This is a genomic window from Micromonospora sp. NPDC057141, from assembly GCF_042670805.1.
In the GTDB taxonomy this organism is placed as follows: Bacteria; Actinomycetota; Actinomycetes; order Mycobacteriales; family Micromonosporaceae; genus Micromonospora.
Genome location: NZ_JBHUVA010000002.1, coordinates 300,348 through 319,396, shown reverse-complemented (window position 1 = coordinate 319,396; position 19,049 = coordinate 300,348). Strand labels below are relative to the sequence as shown.

Below are 19,049 nucleotides of genomic sequence, written 5' to 3'. Positions count from 1 at the left end.
AAAAGGGGTGGGTCAGTGGTTGTCGCGGTGGGCGTCGCGGACCGTTTGGGGAATCGGGCCGTGCCTGCGGTACGGCGGCAGCCCCAGCCGCTGCTGGTGGGCGGCCCAGAACTCGCGGACCTCCCCGTGGGCGCTACGGCAGTCAGGGGCGCGGCGGGCGGCGGGGCGCTTCGGCAGCCGGCGTCCAGCCGCCACGTACGGGGCGAGTGCCTCCCGCAGGCGCGCCAGGTTATGCGCGGCGAGGTCGATCTCGTACTCGACGCCGTCGAGGGCGAAGCGGTAGGTGCCGACGTTGTCGATGCTGTGGTCCAGGTCGTCGGTGACGACGACGGTCGTCCTGGTTGCCATCTCAGGTTCTCCTTGCCGTGGGCATGGCGATGGCCCCGACGCCGGGCACGGCATCGGGGTAGCGGTCATGGATAGGTAGGCCAGTCGGGCGTCTCAGGCGACGGCGCTGGCGCGTGTCAGTGCTGTCCCCGCACCCTCGATGAGGACGCGGTGATCTCGCCGCGTCGTCAGAGCGGGGTCAGCGCGCTGCGGGCAGGTAGGGGAAGAGGCGTCCGGCGACGTTGATCCTCGGGCCCATCCGGGCCGCCGGAGTTCCTCGGCGCAGTCGCAGGCGTACCGCTGCTCTGGTCAGGCGGTGAGGTCGCCATCCGGGTGGCAGGCCGGCGACGACCGGGAACGGGCGTCGGACATCTGTGAGGGGTCCTCTCTTCGGAGACCTCCCCGGGCACGGCCGTACGGCCGTGCCCGGGGCGCGGATCGCGCGTGTTCGGCCGGGCTCCGGCCGTTGGCATGAGTGCGGACAGGGCCCTCAGCGCCGGCTGTGGGCGGTGCTCCCTGTGGGTTGTTACTGGGTGCGCAGGATCGCGTCGGCCCGAGCGAAGAGCCGGTCGGCGAGGCTTTCCAGCGGCGCCGGGCCGCTGCTGCGGTACGGCGTCGCGGCGTGCCACCCCGATGCTGGCTCGGTCGTCAGCGCGGTCCAGGTCATCGCGGGGGTGAAGACCTCGATGAGCGCGTAGCTCTGGTGTGGAGGCTGTGGGTCAGGTGGGTCAGTGAGGTGGTCAGGTCGGCGAGGTCCTAGGGCGCAGCGATGGCGGCGGGCCGGGCGGGGCCGAGGCAGTTCGACAGGTAGATGGTGAGGGTGCCGAGGATCCTGGTCGCGGTGCGGGTCAGATCCGGGCTGAAGCCGGCCTCGTCTCCGAAGGCCGCACCGACCAGCTCGGCCAGGTGCGTGGGAGAGGGCTCGCCCGTGTCGGGCGGCTCGGGTGCGACGTGCGCGGTCGTCGGCTCGTGATCGGTGGCCGTGGCGGGGGCGTCGTTGTCCGCCTGCCCGCTGGGAATAGCCGTGGTCAGGGCGGTGAGCTTGCGGCTGTCGGACCAGGCGAGACCGGCCGTGCGCGCCGACTGGGCGCAGGCGTCGGCGGCCTCTTGGAGCCACGCGTGGACGTCGTCGGCCGCGTCGATGACCTCGCCGTGAAGGTCGCTGTCGTCGGTGAGGCCGGTGAACTGCGGCTCGCGGACCTGACTGAGGACGTAGGCCCCGACCTGCGCGTGGATTCGAGCGAGCAGCCGGTTGGTGCGGTGCAGGTGCCCGACCAGGAACGCGACGGCGGAGGGCGCGGGCAGGGCCATCAGGGCGCTGAACGGTCCGGTGGCGGTGTGCAGCCAGCGGTACAGGTGCTCGGCGGCGGTGACAGCGCTGCCCAGGCGGGCGGGGTCGTAGGGGCCGCCGATCGTGAACAACTCGGTCCCTGCCGACAGCCAGGAGCTGGCCTGGCTGTCGGCGGGAAGTCCGTCCTCGACGAACACCGCCTGCGAGCGACTGCCGTTCGTGTCGAAGCAGATGGGGGTGTTGTCGGTGAGGTGCCACCACCAGTTGCCGCTGCGGTAGGCGCTGGTCCAGCCCTGGGCGGGCTGGTCTGCCACCGGCTCGGCGCAGACGGGGCAGATCGGGATTCGGATCATGGTTTTTCGTCCCTTCGGACACGATGATGACGGCGAACCGGGATGGCTCGTCGTGGGCTCTGTGGGCGCGATCGGGGCACCGGCGGTCTGCCGGGCGATGGCGTCGCGGTCGTGGAAGAGGGATAGGGCGGCCGTGTCGCCCGGCCGGTGGCGCGGTCGGTGCCCCTGCCGTGGGCGGCCGGCGGTTCAGCCAGGTGATGCCTCAGGTGTGGGCATCGGGAGTGCGATCGGGCTGGCCTTGCCGTCGAGATGGTGATGGGGCCAGGGTGATACGGCCGCTTGGCCGACGGCGCGTGTACGGGATGGCGGCTGCTTGACCGCTGGTTCCAGGAAGTGTCAGTGAGGGGTGTGGAAGCGGCCTCGGCCGACACCGGGGATGACGGTGTCGTCGACGTAGTCGATGACGAAGGTGTGCCAGCCGGCGTCGACGCCGCACTGGATGAGGTGGAGCAGGTCGCGGTCCGGCTGGCGCAGGGGAATGTCCCCGAGGCGGCCTGGGCGCAGCCGCCGGTGGTGCTCGCCGGTGAGTTCGCCGGCCAGCACCGGGGTGTCCTGCCAGCCCAGCAGGCTGTAGGTGACGGGACGCAGGCGATGGCGCTCTGCGGCGTAGATGCTGTTGCCGGTCAGGTAGATCCGGCCGAACTCGTCGTGCGACAGCCGCAGCGCCGGTGGCGCCGCAGGGGGTGCCTCGCGGCGCTGGGCGCGGACGCAGGCGTCGGCGAGTTGCTCGACCTCGTCGAGCAGGAACATGACGCGACCCATCAGGAGCGCTCCTTCCTGTCGGTTTCGGTCAGAGCGCGACTGCGAGCAGTCGCTGGTCGGGGTCGATGGTGGCGAGCAGGCGGTTGGCCTGTTCGAGGTAGGTCACCCGGTCGGCCATGGCGTCACTGGCCGGGGCCACCTTCGCGCCGTCTGCGGTGATGAGCGCGTCGCCGGCGATCGCGGTCAGGGCGCTGTGGTGCTGGTAGGCCATGCAGCCGGCCTGGTACATCTCCAGCTCGTCGAGGGCGATCCGTCCGGCGCCGTGGGTGGCGGCGTTGTGCATGCGGATCGCGTTGACCCGGGGCTGGTGGTGGAAGTCCGCCAAGGCCGTCTTCCACGGGTACGCGTCCGGGTCCGCCAGGTGGCGGGCCTCGTAGACGTGCCAGGGGGTGGCGTTGCGGGTGCCGTGCACGGCCCTGCTGAACACCTGGTGGCGGATGGCTGCCCCCACGCCGGCGGCCTGGCGCATGCCGTCGAGGTCGAGCAGCCGCACCGGCCCGCCGGCGCAGCAGGCCGGGCTGCCCTTGCGGAGGCCGATCATCTGCCGGTGGTGCCACAGGCGCAGGGCAGGGCTGGCCCAGAACCGGGGCGACAGGGTGCCCCGGACACCGAAGTTGCGGTCGAGCTGGTGCGCGGTCAACGTCTCGCGGGGCAACTCGTCCGGGATGCAGAGGATCATGGTGCGGATCGTGGCTGTCGGCGTGACAGCCGTGGTGGGGGTGACCTTGCGAGGGCTCTTTCCCATGGGTGTCCTCCTTCGTGTGAGCGCGTCAGGGCGCGCGGAGATGACCGGCCCGCTGGGTACGCGGGTCGGCGGGGAAGAGGTGTGGTGCGGGGTGGTGGGTGCGACCTGGGGGTCGCCGCGCGGCGCGGTGCCGACCGGCCCGGACAGGGCGGGTGAGCGGAGCGCACCGGTGGGTGCGGCGGTGGTTCCGAGGTGGGACCGAACCGGAGTGGAGATGTAGGGGTGCTGTTGGTGCCGTAAACGGTAGCGGCCCGTTCTGTCAGGCCGGCCCGGCTAGGTGATCAGCCAGCAGCGGGACTGACCTGCGCTGTGAGCGGTTTCGACCCGCTGTCGACCGCCGTCGGTGCGGCCAGTGTGAGAATCCGCGCCCATCACAGACGGTCTTTCTGCTGACGGCCGAGCACCGTAGTCGACCGCCGGCCTGGGGCACATCCGCGCCGGTGTAGTTGGCAGCATCGAATCCCATGAACTTCTGACGCTGAAGGCGTTCCGCGTGTCGGCCAGGGCGATTGCATAGTCGGCCAGCGGGCCGTTAACCATGAGTTTCGAGACGAGTTCGGCCTCTGTGGAGGCGTAAGAAACGGGTGAGGCCGCATCGGTGATCATGGAGTTGCGACGCTTCACGACTCCGAGGAAGACCCCACCCGCCGATGGCATCATCTCTCATCCCCGCACTGGCCGTAGCAGCACCCACCTCCACCGCCGAGGCCGCGCCAGTCACCGACGGTGAACACGGCGGGCTGCTGCGCGCGCTCGCCGCTGTTCCTGATCCACGCGACCCACGAGGGGTGTGTTACCCGCTGACCGGGCTGCTGGCGGTGGCGGTCTGCGCCGTCATGGCCGGGGCGTCGTCGTTCGCCGCGATCACGGACTGGCTGCACGACCTGGACGAACAGGCCCAGCGTCGGCTCGGGTTCCCCGCAGGGGTGCCGGTCGGCAGCACTGTCTGGCGGCTGCTGACACGCCTGGACGACGCGCTGCTCGGCACCGTCCTGGCCAGCTGGCTGTGTACCCGGACTCCCGTCAAGATGATCACGCCGGGGCGGTATCGCACGGTGATCGCCATCGACGGCAAGACACTGCACGGCGCCCGAAGAGGTGACGGCCGCCAGGTGCATCTGCTGTCCGCGCTGGACACCACCACCGGGATCGTGCTCGCCCAGGTCACCGTGGACACCAAGAGCAATGAGATCCCGGCGTTCGCCCCGCTGCTCGACGCCGTCGAGGCGGTGCTCGGCACCCTGGCAGGGGTGCTGTTCACCGCCGACGCCCTGCACACCCAGACCGGGCACGCCGGCGAGGTCACCGCCCGCCGAGCGCACCTGCTCGTACAGGTCAAGGCCAACCAGCCGACCCTGTTCAAGCAGCTCAAACATCTGCCCTGGGCGCAGATCCCGGTCGGTGACCGGACCCACGACCGCGGTCACGGCCGCCGCGAGACCCGCACCGTCAAAGCCGTCACCGTCGCCACACCCGGCGGCATCGCCTTCCCGCACGCCCAGCAAGCCGTGCGGACCACCCGCACCCGCATCGTCGCTGGTAGGACCAGCCGCGAGACCGCCTACCTGACCGTGTCACTGCCCGCAGGCCAAGCCCTGCCCCGCGACCTGCAGGCCTGGATCCGCCGACACTGGCACATCGAGAACCGCCTCCATCACGTACGCGACGTGACGTTCCGTGAAGACCTCCACCAAGCCCGGACAGGCAACGGACCCGCCGTCATCGCCACACCGCGTAACACCGCGATCGGCTGGCACCGCACCACCGGCGCGACCAACATCGCCCGCGCCACCCGCCAAGCCAACCGACGCTCACACGACCTGATCACCACCGTGACCAGCAGTTACCCCAGAACGCAATGACCCTGGCATGTCGGCTGGGCTCTTCCGGCTGCCTGATGCGCGTCGATCACCGTAAGGGACATACCCAGCCGGCAGGCGTGCCGCTACAAGAGAGAGAATCGCCGGGTGCCAGAACTCAACCCGCCACAGGATCGAAGCCTTCCTCTCTTCGTCTATGGCTCCCTGAAGCCCGGCGAGTTGGCCTTTGGACTGATCGAACCGCTTGTCAGTCGGCACGTTGAGGCCACCGTTGCTGGCGTGATCAGGCTGCGCGATGGGCTGCCATTGCTCGGTTCCTCGCCTGCCGGGCGAGTCCACGGCAATGTCCTCTGCTTTCCAGCAGACAACCTCGATGAGGTCTGGCAGGTCGTGGCTGACTTCGAGCCAGGTAGCCAGTACAGGTGGGACACAACCGAAGCTATGACTAAGGATGGCCAGAGCGTCCCTGTCAATGTTCTCAGCGGGAAAAAGCCTCAGTCTTTCTCTGGAGATCCTGTGTCAGAATGGTCAGCCCGTCATGATCCAGTGCTAAATGAAGGGTTGACCGAGGTTCGGCGACTCGCGCTAGAGGCCGCACCGCAGGGTGTGCCACCACAATCGGACAACCCCGCGTTCTGGCACCAGTTTTTCCGTCTTCAAGCGTCCTACCTCCTGCTATGGAGCGTCGTGGAGCGATACACGGCGCTCCGCTACGGGCCGGCGCTCGACCCCGGGAACAGGGTTCGCCGGCTAGGCAACGACCCTGCATTCCAAGCCGCCCTCAAAGACTTGGGTGCCAAGCCCGACCGCGTCGTCGACAGCAGAAATCCCGCCGATTCGATCGCGTTGAGGCCGGATGGCCGCGGCGGTGCCCGCTACTACTACCTAGTACGTTCGAACTTGTCTCATCGGGGAAAGGGCGCGTTCCGGGACGCACGCTTGGTGCTGAAGGCGCTTGTCGAACTGCATGACGCCATGCTGGATATGTTGGCCAACCATGTCTCGATCCCCGTTGATTCTGACGAGGATGAGGTTCGATTGCGGCATCTGCTGCCTTACTAGCACGCTGGCGCGACAGAGTTCGCTGATGTCGCGAGACCCTAGGCCCGGATGCAAAGTGCCAATTGTCGCTGGTAGTCGCCATTCGTTTATCTATGGATAATCGAAACGCTGTGGGTTCGTGACGGTGTCGGGGCCGTGGTCGCAGGGCAGCTCGTGCAGGTACCTGCGGTGGGTGGGGTCCGAGGCGAGGGTCCACACGCGTCCGGCGGGGTCGGGGCCGTGCACGGCGGTGGCGATCGGGCTGGTGGTGTGCAGTCCGGCGAGCACGTTGAGGAGGCTGGTTTCGCGGCGGCGGGTGGGGACCCAGAACAGGACGGGGTAGCGGGGGCCGAAGGTGGTGAGGCGTTCGTAGCCGCGCAGCTTGGCCACGACGCGGGCGAGGTTCTCGGTGTCGTTGTCGTGTTCGAGGAAGAACCCGGTCGAGGTGTCGCCGACGGTCCAGACGCCGTGGCCGTCGGGGCGGATACCGGCTTGGGCGTAGACGGTGGTGGCGTGCTGCTCGGACCACCATCGCGACAGCCGGACGGTGTCGGTGTGGCGGGCGGTGGCGATCAGGTCGGTGAAGAACTGGTTGACGCCGAGCAGGTGGTTGACCTGTCCGCTGGCGGCGATGCGCTTGGCGCGTTCCAGGGAGCTGCGCGGTGTCTTGCCGCCGTGGCTGTTCGGGTCGTGGTAGCTCGTCGGGTGGAGTTGCAGTCCGACGGGGCCGAGGGTGTAGAGCAGGGATCCGTAGCGGCCGTGGGCGCCGCTGCGGCCGAAGCGGTGCAGCACGTCGAGGCGGTGCAGGATCGTGAGTCGCCGCTGGGCGGTGCGGCGGTTGTCGAAGAACGCGTGGGTGATCTGGTCGGTGGACAGCAGGTAGTGCTCGGCCAGCAGGCCGAGGAGGGCGTGGTCGCGGGGAACGATACGACCGAACACCACGAGGGGGTCGGGTTTGCTGGAGGCGGAGGGAACGCGGGAGTACATGATGTTTGCTCCTGGGCAGGATGGGGTGCCCCTCCCGATCGGGAGGGGTGTCTGGCGGGAGGCAGGCGGGTGTGCGGGGTCTGTCAGGGGCCGTGTGCGGCACTGACAGCGCAGGTCAGCACTGTGCTGTCAGTGCCGGGCGGTCACCGGCCGCGAGCCGGGTGGCGAGCCGCTGTACGAGCCGGGTGCCGCCACCTGCGTGGCGGTGGCGGGTCAGGGGTGTTCGCTTCTCTGGCGGGTCCGTCGCTTGTCGTCGGATTTGCGGCTGAGTCGCTCGACGAGGTCGTCGATGGCGCTGGTGTCCTGGGCCGGTACCGCCGCGGCGGCGGCCTGCCGGATGGCGGTGGCCTCACCGACGATCGGTTTCGGCGCTCGGGTGCGCATGGTGAACGCGGGGGTCTGTCGTCCATCAACGATCAGGCGTGCGGCGGCGGTGTAGGCGTCGAGGTGGGTGAGGTCGTGCTCGCCGATTTCGGGCAGGGTGTGTCGGGACAGCACCTTCGCGTCCTCGGGCGCGCACGTGAAGTAGACCTTGTTGCGGGCGTTCGCGGAGGCGGCGGCGAGCAGGTCGCGGGGGAACTGGGCGAGGTCCTGGTGGGCGAGGACGAGTGACAGCCGGTACTTGCGGGCTTCGGCGAGCATCGTGTCCAGGCTGTTGGCCAGGGTGAGGAAGTTCTGCGCCTCGTCGATGATGAGGGTGGTGTCGCGGCGGCGTTCGGGTGCGGTGGCGGCGCGGGCTGTGGCGGCCTGCCACACCTGGGCGAGGATCAGGGAGCCGAGGAGTCGGCTGGTGTCCTCGCCGAGGATGCCTTTGGGGATCCGGACGAGCAGCACGCCGCCGTCGAGGACCTTGCCCATGTCGAAGCTGGATTTCGGGTACCGCATGGTGCGTTTGACGAAGTCGCGCAGCAGGAAGGACCGCAGCCGGGCGAGGACGGGGCCGATGACCTGGGAGCGGAGGCTGTCGTTGAGGCTGTCGTACCACTGCCAGAAGCCGCTGAGCCCGGCCGGGTCGTCCAGGTCCACGGTCATCGCGGAGCGGAACTGGGGGCTGTTGAGCAGCGGGGGGATGTGCTGCAGGGTCACGTTGTTGTGGCGCAGCAGGGTCAGGCACGCGACCCGCATGACGTCGTCCATCCGCGGGCCCCACGCCTTGGCGAAGATGTTGCCGAAGATCGACACGAGGTTGTCGACGACCAGGTCGGGGTCGTCGCCTTCGAGGGGGTTCAGCGTCGGCGGATTCTCCTGGTCGGGGTCGAACAGCACGACGCGGTCGGCGATGGTGGCGGGGAGCCGGTCGAGGATGTCCAGGACGAGGTCGCCGTGCGGGTCGATGACGACGGTGCCGCGGCCGGCTTTGATGTCGTCGAGGGCCATGTTGACCAGCAGGGTGGTCTTGCCGGAGCCCGTCGAACCGATCACATGCATGTGATACCTCGCATCCGGCACGGACAGGCCGACGCTGTGGCCGCCGATCTCGGCGTCGCCGAGCATCTTCACCCCACGCCCACCTGCGGGGACCGCGACCGGCGCCGGCATGGACGCGGCCCGCGCCCGGTCGAGGCCGGGCACGGCGAGGTCCTGCGGCAGGGCGGCGAGGGCGGCGAGTTCCGGGGTGGAGGTGAGGAATCCGGGGCCGAGGCGGCGGGCGGCGAGGGCGGCCGCCGGGGCGCGCATGCGGGTGCGGTGGGTGAGCCGGTTGCGGCCGGTGTGGATGGCGAAGGCGGAGGCGAGGGTGTCGGCGATGCCCCGCAGCCGACCGTGGGGGTCGGCGGCGGGCCGTCGGTTGGTGGTGGCGACGGCGTAGCGGATGCCGGTCTGCCACAGCGGGTGCGCTGTCTTGTCCAGGATCGCGCGGACGTCCCGTTCGACGGTGGGGTCCCGCCGGGCGGCGGGCGCTACGGTTCGGCCGGTGCCGGTGGCGGGTAGGAACGCGTCGAGCAGCCACAGCAGCGGGGCGGCCGGGTTGATCGCCGGGACGGCGGTCTTGCCGGCGCGTAGCCGCCCGGCGGCGCGGCGGGCCCGTGCCGCCCGGCGTGGGGTGGCCGGTCGGGCGAGGATCTGCACGCACGCGTGCTCGCCGGGTTTCAGTTGGGAGCCGGCGGACATCAGCGGGCGCAGCGGGTCGGTGTCGTGGTCGGTGGACAGCGGCAGCCACTCCGCGTAGACCGGCAGCAGATGTCCGCCGACCGTCGGGTGTGCGTTCAGGGGGATCGGTGGTGGCGGGTTGGTGTCGGTGGTGGTGGCCGAGCCGGGCCACGCGGCCCGCACCGCCGCCTCGACCGCCCCGGGTGGGACGGTGCCGGGCACCCAGATCGAGATGAGCAGCTGCCGGCCGGACCAGGTGTACTGCCACACGACGTGCGGGGCGCCGTAGAGCAGGCGCCGCCGTCGTGACGGGGTGAGCACGCCGGCGAGGTTCGCCCACCACGCGCCCGCGCCGCGGGGGTCCACCTCGGGCGGCGGCGCGATCGTCACCAGACGCGCCCCGTGGGTGTGGTGGCGGTGCCGCCACGCCTCGACCAGGTTGCGGGCGGCGACCCAGGCGGCCAGCACCGTGGCGGCGACAGCGGCCAGCCAGGGCCGCTGTGTGGCCCACACGGCGGCGTCGACCAGGGCGGTCCCGGGTTCGGGAGGGGGCGCGATGACGTCTGCGCCCGGCCCGAACGTCGGGCCGGGCGCTGACGTCGACACGATGGCTGCCGGGTGAGCGCCGGTCGGTGTCACAGGTCCTCCTCGTCGGCGTCGGCCAGCTCGGCCGGGTCTGTGGTGCACATCGCGTGTTCGGTGTCGGAGGAGACCGACTCGAAGCTCGTCCTGGTCACCCCGCAGATGAGCAGGCCCTGGCCGCGGCGGGCCGACAGCAGCAGTCGCCGTTCGCCGCCGGTGAGTCCGAACGCCTCGCCGACGGCGTCGATGGCCTGCGGCGCCTGCCGTAGCAGGATCTGGGTGGCGGCGTTGGACACCACGGCCTGGCCGAGGTCGGTGCCGAGGACGTCGGCGGCGTCCTGGGTGATGACGGTCAGCCCGGCGTTGCGCTTGCGGGCCGCCTTCGACATGCGGAACAGGAAGCGGGCCCCTTCGCCGTCGCGCATCAGCAGCCACGCCTCGTCGACGACCACGAGCCGCCGCCGCGACAGGTGCTGTGGGGCGTCGACGGTGCGCCAGATCGAGTCCAGGGCGAGCAGGGTGCCGACGGTGCGCAGCTCGTCGGGCAGGTGCCGCAGCGACCACACGACCAGGTGCCCGTCCGGGGTGTGGGTGGTGGGGGCGTCGAACAGGTCGGCGAAGCTGCCCCGCACCCACGGCGCGAGCCGCGCGGCCAGCGTCGTAGCGGCCGGGTCGTCGTCGGCGTGCAGTGTCTGGGCGAGGTCGCGCAGCAGCGGTGCGGGCCGGTGGTGGGTGGCCGGGTCGGCGGTGATCCCGGCGGACCGGTAGACGGCGAGGATGGCCCGGTCCAGCGCGGCCCGCTCCGCCGGTGGCGGCTGATGGCCGAGCAGGACGCTGATCAGGGTGTGCAGGAACAGCGCGCGGCGGGTCAGCGTGTCGGGGCGGCGGTCGCCGACGGGCAGGTCCAGGGGGTTGATCTTCACGCCGGGCAGGCCAAGGCGGACGATGCTGCCGCCGACCGCGTCGGCCAGCCGCAGGTACTCGTCCTCGGGGTCCACGACCGCGACCCGCACACCCTGGTAGAGGCTGCGCAGGATCTCCAGCTTCACGAAGTACGACTTCCCCGCCCCGGAACGGGCCAGGACGATGGAGTTGTGGTTCTCCTGCGCCCAGCGGTCCCACCAGACGATGCCGGCGCTGGCCGGGTTGACCCCGTAGAGGACCCCACCCGTGGTGGGTGGGTCTCCGGGGAGCGGGGCTGGCAGGTCCGGACTGGCCAACGGGAACGCGGCGGCCAGCGCCTGGGTGTCCATGGTGCGTGGCATGCGTAGCCCGTCGGTGGCCAGGGGCAGGGTGGTGCTCCAGCCGGCGAGTTGCCGCCACGTGGCCGGTTGCACGTCGAGAAGGGTGGACGCGGCGGCGGCCCGCACCTGCGCGCACGCCTGCGCCAGTTCGGGCTCGGAGCGGGCGTGGACTGTCAGGTAGAGGCCGACGCGGAACAGCTTCGCCGCGCCGCGGGCGAGCCTTTCGGCCAGGTCACCGGCGTCCTCGGCGGCGGCGTCGACGTAGGGGTCGGCCAGCTTGCCGCGCTCGGAGTCGGCGCGCCTCGATGACTCCAGGCGGGCCCGCTGCTGGCGCAGCCGGGACGCGGCGACCGGCGCCGGCAGGGGTTCGATGTGCACCGCGAGGTCGAGGCGGCCCGGCCAGGACAGCAGCGGCTCCAGCCACGCCGGACCGACCTCGGCCGGGTAGCCGGTCACGACCAGCGTCGCGGCGTAGCCGTCGCCGACGCGCAGCCACCGGGGCGTGACCTCGACGGTGGCGGGCGCGACGGTCGACTCCACCGCACCCGTCCGACCCGGCCCGCCCGCGTCACCTCCGACGCGTCGTCTTCTGCTGGTCATGATCGTGTCCTCTGCTTCCGGGTGGTGGGTGCGGGTGCGGCGGTGATGACGGCGTCGGGGGCGGCCAGGCCGCCGGGACGCGGCGGCCGGTACGGGTCAGCGGCCGAGGTGAGGGCGGCGGTGACCGCCGGGCCGTCCAGGACACGGGGTGTGACGCCGAGACCGGACAACGCGCGGACGGTGTCGTCGGCGCGTCGCCGCGCCGCGTGCGGGCCGCGTTCGCCTGCGGCGCGGGTGACGATGAGGACCTGCCGGCGCAGCGGGTCGCGGCCGTCGGCGAGGTCGGCGAGGAAACCGGCGTGGTCGGCGCACGCCGCCCGCAGCTGCGGGTGCGGCTGGGTGTCCGCGGCGGCGGCGAGGGCCCGGCTGTGGGAGGCGAGGTCGACCGGCTGCGCGGACACGACGATCTGGACCGGGGCCGAGAGGCTGTTGAGCCACCGTCCCCAGCCGTCGACCAACGCCGCCTGCTCCGCCGGGGTGCGCAGCGCCAGGTTCACGGTGGTGGCGCCGACGATCGCCGCCCGGACGTCGCCGAGGCTGATCTGCCCGTCGTCGTCGATGGCGTCGGCGGGCAGCCGCAACGGCGCCGGCAACGGCTGCCGGCCAGCCTCGGGGGCCTCGACCCAGTCCGGCACGCCGCCGCCGTCAGTAGCGGGGGCGGTGGACAGGGACCGGGGGGTACGGGTGTGGCGCACGGCGTGCAGCAGCCACACGTCCAGCGACAGGCCGTCGCGGCGGCCGAGCGCCACCCCGATGGCCAGCCCGCCGATCACCACACCGGCGCCGGCCAGGACCGGCGCCGCCACGAGGGTGTGCAGCGTCTGCCAGAGGCCGTAGACGACGAGCGCGCCGGTGGCGACGGTCGCCAGCTGGTGGAACGTCAGGCCGTAGGCGACCTTGTCGGGGGCGTCGACGTCGGCGGGCATCCGCGCCGTGGTCGGCGCCTCGTCGGGTTCGGGTCGGGTCATCTGAGGGTCCTCCGGAGGGTGTTCAGGCCGGGAACGGCGCGGGTGAGTTGCTGGACCACGACGACGCGCACGGCCGCGCCGAGCACGTTGGCGCCGCGTGCGGGCTGGCCCGCCCAGCGGGCCATCAGCCCGGGGATCTTGACGGTGGTCCACAGCAGGACCACGACGACCAGGAGGTTCAGGGTGCCGCCGGGGTCGACGGGCAGACCGAACACGGGCAGCATGACCGCCGGGTCGAGCAGCATTCGCTCGCCCGCGGTGAGGAAGAACGCCTGCGCGACGGGGACCGCCAGGCATCCGGTGTAGGCGCGCCACCACAGCCGGGCGAGCCCGTCGGTGGCCGGCAACGCGTGACACGCCAACGCCAGCGGCGCGACGCTCGTCATCACCAGCAGCGTCACGAACCGGCCGATCACCTGGACCGCGCACGTCACGACCAGCCCGGTGATGATCACGGTCAGGACCAGGAACAACAGCGGGACCATGCGGTCCTGCGCCGCGGTGAGGTGGTTCTGGATCGCGGTGAACGCGCCGCCGTCGTCGTAGTGGTCGCCGCTGATCGCCCCGGTCAGGGCGTTGGCGAGGTCGATGAGCTGGGCGCAGGCCAGCTGGGAGAAGTGGGAGGCGGTGAACCCGACGACCAGCCGAGGCAGCAGGTCCTTGACCGTGTACCGGGACTGCTCGTCGCCGCCAGCGGCCATGACCATGACCCCGGCGGCGACGAACGCGAGAACGAAGACGGTGTCCACGATCCAGACCGACCGGCCGGTGAGCGCCTGCACCTGCGGAAGCACGGTGACCTTCGGCGTGGTGAGCAGAACGCCGGTGATCAGGTCGAAGATCGTGGTGAGGCAGGCCAGGATCGCCTCGGTCAGCCAACCCACCGCCTCGTCGAGGAACCATCCCATGACGGATCAGGCCCCGACGATGCCCTGGACGACCTGCAGCAGGATCGGCGCGAGCACGGCCAGGCCGTAGCCGATCAACGCGTTACGCAGGGCCAGCTTGGCCTTCTCCACCTGCGACGGATCACCACCAGCGGTGGCCCAGTACACGCCTGCCAGGACCAGGAACAGGGTCGCGACCGCGGCGAGGAGCCCCATGAGCCAGGTACGCAGGTTGGCGATCACCACCGGCAGCGAGTTCGCCGCCACATGGACGGCCTCACCGGGATCGGCGGAGGCGGCGGACGCGACCGCGAGGGTGATGCCGACACCGGCCAACGGCACGGTCACGCGCAACGCGATACGGACGGCTCGCTCGGCGCGAGCGGTGTGGTGTGGGATGCGGGACATTGCGGTTCACCTCCCGCCACGCCCCGCGCGACGCCGAACGGCGCGACGCGGGGACACGGCGACTACTCGAAGCGGTCCGGGAAAGGGGCCGCCGCCGGGCGCAGGTGAAGGCGCGAACGAACCGCGTGATCCCCGGGAGGAGCTTCTCCTCCCTCATGGGTGGGTTGCGGTCATTCGATGTGGTGTCAGCGCATCAACTGGCGCGGCACCCGAGGCACACGGTCGTCGGTCCCTCGTCTCGCCCGGCGGCGGACGGAACCAGCGAGCGGTAGTGCTCGCGGGTCCCGCACCCCCAAACCGGGTCCTGTGAGCCCTGGCGAACACATGCCGCGCTCACAAGCGCTCACACACCGCGGCTACGGCGCACTACAAGCTGACATGGTCGAGGAGCCACGAGGTCACCGCTCGGGCGATACCGGAAACGGCGCCAGCGGTGATCACCGGGAGGACCTTGTTCTGGAGCGCGCGATCGCGGCTGCTCTCGGTGTCCGCGCGTGCGCGCTGGCGGCAGGTGTTCGGCGAGGGGAGATTGTTGGTGGTCATGACGCCATCAGGCGCCTCGGACCGCCTGTCCACCAAGATCAACGATCGTACTCGGACGCCATTGCCGTCCGGGCAGTTCAGCAGGCAGTCGGAGGGGCATCGGACCGTCGGGGTGTCCGACCGGACGCCCCGACCGGGTGCCAGACACACCGAAGGTCGCCAATACTTTGTCGCATCGAGTTTTCCCGGGGGAGGGACCATGTCCGATCGCAGCATGGCGTCTGAACTCCAGTCGGTGCAGACAACGGAGGCGCTGGCAGGGTGCATCCGGTACCTGTTGTCCCTCCACGGCAATCTGTCCCTGCGGGAACTGGAGTCGTGGGGGATCGCGCACAACCGTCCGATGCCCCGGGCTTCGCTCGGAGAGGCCCGCTCCGGAGTCCGGCCGCCCAGCCGGCAGCTCCTGCTCAACCTCCTCGTCGCCTGCGACGTCCGCGACGACCAGGAGGTCTCGGCGTGGCTCGACGCGCTCGACCGCATCCACAAGTCGAAGTCGATCCAGACCCGGCAGCGCCGGTTCGGTGATCTGCAGCAGTCCGTTTCCGCCAACCGGTTCTTCGTGGAACAGGATGACCTGATTGAGATCTCCCGCCTGATCCAGCATGCCCAGGACGAGGTGTGGCTGTGGGGCACGACCCTGTCGATGCATATCCCCTTCCTCGACATCTACCTCGGGCAGGCGCTGGCCCGCGACGTCCGCGTCAAGGTGCTGCTGATCTGCCCCGGTGGGACGGCAATGTCCATGCTGGCCTTCCGCGCGGGGCCGGCTTGGGGCCTGAAGAACCTGGAGAAGCACCTCGCCATCAACCTCGGGCTGCTCGACCGGCGACTCGAGCAGGGCAACGCCCTCGAGGTACGCCTGGTCGACTACCTGCCCCCGTACACGCTCTACGCCTACGACCCTGGCCTGGACGACGGCTCCATGGACCTTCGCCTCAGCTCCTTCGGCGGCCAACACGAACTGCGGCCCACGTTCCGGCTGATCCGCAAACGCGAGGGCGAATGGTTCGACTACTTCTACGAGCAGTTCACCAGTGTCTGGAACGCCGCCGACCAGTACCGCCGAGGCCAGGCACCCGACGCCCCCACCCTCAGCCCCGAGACCACCAGGCATGGCGACCTGCGATAGCCGGACGACTGGACGCCAGTTCGGGCGTCGCGTGGCCCGCACCCGGCCTCGCCCGCCGGGGCTTGCCCTCACACGGACCCCGCGGGATCGCTGGCACACTGGACGGGGAGGGCGATGACGATGCCAAGGGACACCTCTGCGGAGACCGATCGGCCACCGTCCTGGTTGCGGCGCGTCCTCGCCATGTTCGGCGTGGTGGCGGCCCTCACCGTCATCGGGCTGGTCGCCGACCTGATGGGCATCGTCAGCTTCGTCACCGGCAAGAACGGTCCTGAGCTTGCCGCCCCAGCGTCCCCCTCGGCGGAGGCCACCGGATCCCCGGCCCTGGGCGCCACCATCGGCACGCCGCTCCCGACGTCTCCTGAGCCGGAGGCCACCCCCGAGCAGTCGGCCAGCCCGCCGACGGCTGAGACGGTGTACGCCACCGATCTCGACCTGCTCAACCAGGCATCTGACATCGATGTCGGGTCAGCGGAGATCCGAGGAGAGCACTACGGCCATAGCGTCGTCTACCGCTGCTCCTTGTATTGCGACAGCCCTCGAGGAGTCGTGGAGTTCAATCTCGGGGGCCGGTACAAGACCTTCGAGGTCACCGTCGGGGTCCTTGATGACGCCCAGGACGCCGACCAAGTCGGATACTTCGAGGTATTCGTCGACGGCTCGCCTGTGAAGAAGGTCAGCGCGACTCTCGGAAAGCCCACGTCGATGAAGATCGACCTCCCTCCGGATGCTGTGCGGCTGAAGCTGTTGGCCTACCGAACGGACACCGTCGACAGTCCGTTGAAGGCGGGCGCCAACGTCGCAGGCGGTCGTTCCAATGGTCTTCCCGAGTTGGCGTGGGGTGACCCCCGGTTGACCGCGTAGAGCCCTGCTCTCGCCGAGATCAGCATCCTGCGCCGGGAGATGACGCAGCAGGCAGGATGAACGTGGCTTGACGGAAGCAGGAACGACCGGTGGCCCGACGCGACGCACGTCGGGCCACCGGTGGCGCAGTCGGCGCAGCGGAAGCCGGTCAGGCCGAGACCGGGACAACCTTGCGGCGGGCTGCCGTGGCACGGCCTGCCCGCCGCTGACCGCGCTGTCCAGCGCGCAGCCGCAGTCGCGTCAGGGTCTGCGGCGATACGACCCCGGTCAACAGGCCTTCGGCGAGGGCCTCGGCGATGCGGGAGTCGATCCGCGACAGCCTCATGCGCAGCGCGTCCACGCTGACGCCGTTGGCGTCCGCGACGGGTTCGATGGCGCGGTGACCGAGCCGCACGTCGATGTAGGCCTGCTCGTCCTCGGGGTCGAGGACTCCCAACGTGACCGCACGGCGGACCAGCAGGTCCGGGTGTCCGTAGGGTGCCTTCGGGGTGCGGGGGCCGGCCGCGACGTGTTCGATGTCCTCCACCGGCCAGTAGTCGCGCTGCCGCACCCGCAGGTCGTGGCCGGCCCGCCACGCGGCCCGGCACAGTCCCGCGTAGGGGGCGTCCTTGGCCAGGTCGACCCGGTCGCGTAACGCGGTCAGGAACCCGGTCAGGATCTCGGCGTCCACGTCCGCCGGGTCGCCGTCGTAGCCCTCGCACAGGCGGGCCGCGTACTGCCGCAGCGCCGGCAACGCCATGCCGACCGCGCCCACCACCCAGTGCGGTCCGTCGAGCCGTGCGCGGCGGATCACCTCCCGCCACACCTCGTCACGCGCCGTGTAGGCGCGGGGGTGGCGCAGCAGCCAGTCCCGCAAGGCGGGCAGCGGCATCACCCGTCGGGGCAGGCCCGTATCGGTGTCGAAGGCCACGCAGTCGAGCACCAGCGGCGGATCGGGTTCACACGTCAACGCGGCGAAGGCGGTCGCCGCCGCGTCAAGCGCGGACGTCGGCCAGCCCGTGTCGGACACGCTCATGTCAAAGCTCCTATGACAACGAGAAGGGGTTCGGTGTCGTCGCCGATGTCGTCACGGCGAGCGGTGCCATTCATTCCGCCACGGGTGCCTCACACCGCTCTGACAGCGCAGCCCGGAGCCCCGACCGCCGCCGGCCACCCGCCCTCGCATTGAGGTCGGCGAGAGAACTGTCATCGACAGGATTCGCTTGGGAGAGGAAGTGGCATGGGTGCCTTGACCTGCCCTGTGACACCTTGACAGAGTCCTGTGACCGATCGCTTCGACAGCGATGCGACCGCTTCCACCCGCGACCTGTGACAAGGCATGGGCCACGCTCACACCGGTCGCGTCCGCGAGCCCGTGACAGTCGTGGCCGACTCACCGCCGCTGTCACCGCTTGCCGCTGACAGCCTCTGCTCCCCCGTCATGCGCCCTGTGACAGTCGGGAAGCTCTGTCACCGATGACAACCTCACCCAGTGGCAGAAGGCCCGTTGTCCTGGCCGCCCCGATGACATCGGCCCGGCCCCACGCCAGCCGGAAGATCCCTCACAGCGCTGGTCATCGCCCTGGTCCATAGCGGTGCCCGGAGCCCTCGGCCCGAGGCCATGGAGTGGACCGCACCCGACACACCACCGCTGTCAGTGACTCGGTGTGACTGACAGGATCCGCAGCTCGGGGCTCCTCGCGGAGCAGTCGTGGGCATGTGGCGCGAGCTGCGGGAGCGGAACCCTCAAGGGCTGGCCCTGTGGGCTGCTGTGAGCGGTTGTGAGGTCGGCAAGTGTTCGCCGGGACTCACACGGCCCGGTTTGGGGGTGTCAGCGCTTCACGGCGCGGCGCGGAGCCGACATCCACATGAGCGAGCACACGCCGCACCCGCACCACCCGGCCGAGCCTGTCGAGCCGACCGACGCCGCACTCGTCGACCTGATCGCCGGCGACCCGCCGGTGCCGATCACGGTCTGGCGCACGGCCCGCACCCGGGCCGCGACGGACACCAGCCTGCCCGCCCGCCTCGCCTACCGGCTCGTCGCCGCCTACAGCCGGCCCGGGGAGGCGGTCGTCGACCTCACCACCGACCACGCCCTGGCCGCGACCTGCGCCCGGGGTGGCCGCCGGCACCACCGTGCCTGGTTCACCGACAGCTCCACCCTGATCATCGGACCCGCCACCGCCGGCCCGCCAGCGGTCGAGGCCAACCCGTCCGCCACCCCCGGCGAGCCCGAGGCCGGTGACGGAGACCCGCCCGGGCTGGCCGAGTGGTTCGGCGACGACCTCACCGACCCCGGCCTGCCCGACACCGACGCGCTCGTGCGGCCGTCTGACGACGGCTCGTGGGACGCGGCCACCAGCCTGGTGGTCGCCTGCTGGCCGCTGCACGAGGCCGACGCGCCCGCCCGGGTCCGGCTCGCCTGGCT

Annotated in this window: 17 protein-coding genes; 4 read left to right on the top strand and 13 right to left on the bottom strand. The window is 70.8% G+C overall.

The window, feature by feature from the left end:
* Positions 1-12 precede the first annotated feature (12 nt).
* The 5 genes from ACFT41_RS03370 to ACFT41_RS03350 form a co-directional block, all read right to left on the bottom strand.
* Positions 13-348 (bottom strand): Lsr2 family protein, encoded by a 336-nt coding sequence (locus ACFT41_RS03370; RefSeq protein ID WP_377583830.1) that lies wholly within the window; start codon positions 346-348, stop codon positions 13-15.
* A gap of 505 nt (positions 349-853) precedes the next feature.
* Complete coding sequence (locus ACFT41_RS03365; protein WP_377583827.1) at positions 854-994, bottom strand: hypothetical protein; 141 nt, start codon at positions 992-994, stop codon at positions 854-856.
* A gap of 89 nt (positions 995-1,083) precedes the next feature.
* The gene (locus tag ACFT41_RS03360) at positions 1,084-1,971 is read right to left on the bottom strand and encodes a hypothetical protein (protein WP_377583824.1); all 888 of its coding nucleotides are present in this window, start codon (positions 1,969-1,971) and stop codon (positions 1,084-1,086) included.
* Between the two features lie 336 nt (positions 1,972-2,307).
* The gene (locus tag ACFT41_RS03355; RefSeq protein ID WP_377583822.1) at positions 2,308-2,733 is read right to left on the bottom strand and encodes a hypothetical protein; all 426 of its coding nucleotides are present in this window, start codon (positions 2,731-2,733) and stop codon (positions 2,308-2,310) included.
* Between the two features lie 28 nt (positions 2,734-2,761).
* Positions 2,762-3,478 carry a hypothetical protein gene (locus tag ACFT41_RS03350; RefSeq protein WP_377583818.1) on the bottom strand — a complete coding sequence of 239 codons (717 nt, stop codon included), beginning with the start codon at positions 3,476-3,478 and terminating at the stop codon, positions 2,762-2,764.
* Positions 3,479-4,128: 650 nt separating this feature from the next.
* Between ACFT41_RS03350 and ACFT41_RS03345 the strand changes: the two genes are divergently transcribed.
* Positions 4,129-5,340, top strand: coding sequence for an ISAs1 family transposase (locus tag ACFT41_RS03345; RefSeq protein ID WP_377583816.1), 1,212 nt, complete (start codon positions 4,129-4,131; stop codon positions 5,338-5,340).
* 105 nt (positions 5,341-5,445) lie between these two features.
* Positions 5,446-6,360, top strand: a complete 915-nt coding sequence (locus ACFT41_RS03340) for a gamma-glutamylcyclotransferase (protein WP_377583813.1) — start codon at positions 5,446-5,448, stop codon at positions 6,358-6,360.
* 90 nt (positions 6,361-6,450) lie between these two features.
* Here the strand turns inward: ACFT41_RS03340 and ACFT41_RS03335 are convergent, their stop codons facing one another.
* The 7 genes from ACFT41_RS03335 to ACFT41_RS03305 all read right to left on the bottom strand — a co-directional run bounded on the left by ACFT41_RS03335 (position 6,451) and on the right by ACFT41_RS03305 (position 14,646).
* On the bottom strand, positions 6,451-7,326 hold the full coding sequence (locus ACFT41_RS03335; protein WP_377583810.1) for a replication-relaxation family protein: 876 nt from the start codon (positions 7,324-7,326) through the stop codon (positions 6,451-6,453).
* Between the two features lie 213 nt (positions 7,327-7,539).
* The gene (locus tag ACFT41_RS03330; RefSeq protein WP_377583857.1) at positions 7,540-9,972 is read right to left on the bottom strand and encodes a type IV secretory system conjugative DNA transfer family protein; all 2,433 of its coding nucleotides are present in this window, start codon (positions 9,970-9,972) and stop codon (positions 7,540-7,542) included.
* 77 nt (positions 9,973-10,049) lie between these two features.
* Positions 10,050-11,840 carry a VirB4 family type IV secretion system protein gene (locus ACFT41_RS03325; protein ID WP_377583808.1) on the bottom strand — a complete coding sequence of 597 codons (1,791 nt, stop codon included), beginning with the start codon at positions 11,838-11,840 and terminating at the stop codon, positions 10,050-10,052.
* The gene (locus ACFT41_RS03320) at positions 11,837-12,766 is read right to left on the bottom strand and encodes a PrgI family protein (protein ID WP_377583854.1); all 930 of its coding nucleotides are present in this window, start codon (positions 12,764-12,766) and stop codon (positions 11,837-11,839) included. Before ACFT41_RS03320 ends, ACFT41_RS03325 begins: the two co-directional genes overlap by 4 nt.
* Before the next feature lie 38 nt (positions 12,767-12,804).
* Positions 12,805-13,716: a hypothetical protein gene (locus tag ACFT41_RS03315; RefSeq protein ID WP_377583805.1), complete on the bottom strand. Its 912-nt coding sequence runs from the start codon at positions 13,714-13,716 to the stop codon at positions 12,805-12,807.
* Positions 13,717-13,722: 6 nt separating this feature from the next.
* The gene (locus ACFT41_RS03310) at positions 13,723-14,103 is read right to left on the bottom strand and encodes a pilin (RefSeq protein WP_377583802.1); all 381 of its coding nucleotides are present in this window, start codon (positions 14,101-14,103) and stop codon (positions 13,723-13,725) included.
* Positions 14,104-14,469: 366 nt separating this feature from the next.
* The gene (locus ACFT41_RS03305; RefSeq protein WP_377583799.1) at positions 14,470-14,646 is read right to left on the bottom strand and encodes a hypothetical protein; all 177 of its coding nucleotides are present in this window, start codon (positions 14,644-14,646) and stop codon (positions 14,470-14,472) included.
* A 214-nt stretch (positions 14,647-14,860) separates the two neighbouring features.
* Between ACFT41_RS03305 and ACFT41_RS03300 the strand changes: the two genes are divergently transcribed.
* Both ACFT41_RS03300 and ACFT41_RS03295 read left to right on the top strand, forming a co-directional pair.
* Entirely contained in the window at positions 14,861-15,775 is a 915-nt protein-coding gene (locus ACFT41_RS03300; protein WP_377583796.1) for a hypothetical protein, read from the top strand.
* A 183-nt stretch (positions 15,776-15,958) separates the two neighbouring features.
* Entirely contained in the window at positions 15,959-16,639 is a 681-nt protein-coding gene (locus ACFT41_RS03295) for an NPCBM/NEW2 domain-containing protein (protein WP_377613720.1), read from the top strand.
* A 148-nt stretch (positions 16,640-16,787) separates the two neighbouring features.
* Here the strand turns inward: ACFT41_RS03295 and ACFT41_RS03290 are convergent, their stop codons facing one another.
* On the bottom strand, positions 16,788-17,654 hold the full coding sequence (locus tag ACFT41_RS03290; protein ID WP_377583791.1) for a hypothetical protein: 867 nt from the start codon (positions 17,652-17,654) through the stop codon (positions 16,788-16,790).
* Positions 17,655-19,049 lie beyond the last annotated feature (1,395 nt).

Bases quoted from the DNA above. Each gene is read 5' to 3' on its own strand.
- ACFT41_RS03295 (WP_377613720.1), top strand. From the start codon at position 15,959: ATGTTCGGCGTGGTGGCGGCCCTCACCGTCATCGGGCTGGTCGCCGAC.
- ACFT41_RS03345 (WP_377583816.1), top strand. From the start codon at position 4,129: ATGGCATCATCTCTCATCCCCGCACTGGCCGTAGCAGCACCCACCTCC.
- ACFT41_RS03305 (WP_377583799.1), bottom strand. From the start codon at position 14,646: ATGACCACCAACAATCTCCCCTCGCCGAACACCTGCCGCCAGCGCGCA.
- ACFT41_RS03365 (WP_377583827.1), bottom strand. From the start codon at position 994: ATGACCTGGACCGCGCTGACGACCGAGCCAGCATCGGGGTGGCACGCC.
- ACFT41_RS03290 (WP_377583791.1), bottom strand. From the start codon at position 17,654: ATGAGCGTGTCCGACACGGGCTGGCCGACGTCCGCGCTTGACGCGGCG.
- ACFT41_RS03325 (WP_377583808.1), bottom strand. From the start codon at position 11,840: ATGACCAGCAGAAGACGACGCGTCGGAGGTGACGCGGGCGGGCCGGGT.
- ACFT41_RS03300 (WP_377583796.1), top strand. From the start codon at position 14,861: ATGGCGTCTGAACTCCAGTCGGTGCAGACAACGGAGGCGCTGGCAGGG.
- ACFT41_RS03315 (WP_377583805.1), bottom strand. From the start codon at position 13,716: ATGGGATGGTTCCTCGACGAGGCGGTGGGTTGGCTGACCGAGGCGATC.
- ACFT41_RS03370 (WP_377583830.1), bottom strand. From the start codon at position 348: ATGGCAACCAGGACGACCGTCGTCGTCACCGACGACCTGGACCACAGC.
- ACFT41_RS03350 (WP_377583818.1), bottom strand. From the start codon at position 3,478: ATGGGAAAGAGCCCTCGCAAGGTCACCCCCACCACGGCTGTCACGCCG.
- ACFT41_RS03360 (WP_377583824.1), bottom strand. From the start codon at position 1,971: ATGATCCGAATCCCGATCTGCCCCGTCTGCGCCGAGCCGGTGGCAGAC.
- ACFT41_RS03335 (WP_377583810.1), bottom strand. From the start codon at position 7,326: ATGTACTCCCGCGTTCCCTCCGCCTCCAGCAAACCCGACCCCCTCGTG.
- ACFT41_RS03355 (WP_377583822.1), bottom strand. From the start codon at position 2,733: ATGGGTCGCGTCATGTTCCTGCTCGACGAGGTCGAGCAACTCGCCGAC.
- ACFT41_RS03310 (WP_377583802.1), bottom strand. From the start codon at position 14,103: ATGTCCCGCATCCCACACCACACCGCTCGCGCCGAGCGAGCCGTCCGT.
- ACFT41_RS03320 (WP_377583854.1), bottom strand. From the start codon at position 12,766: ATGCCCGCCGACGTCGACGCCCCCGACAAGGTCGCCTACGGCCTGACG.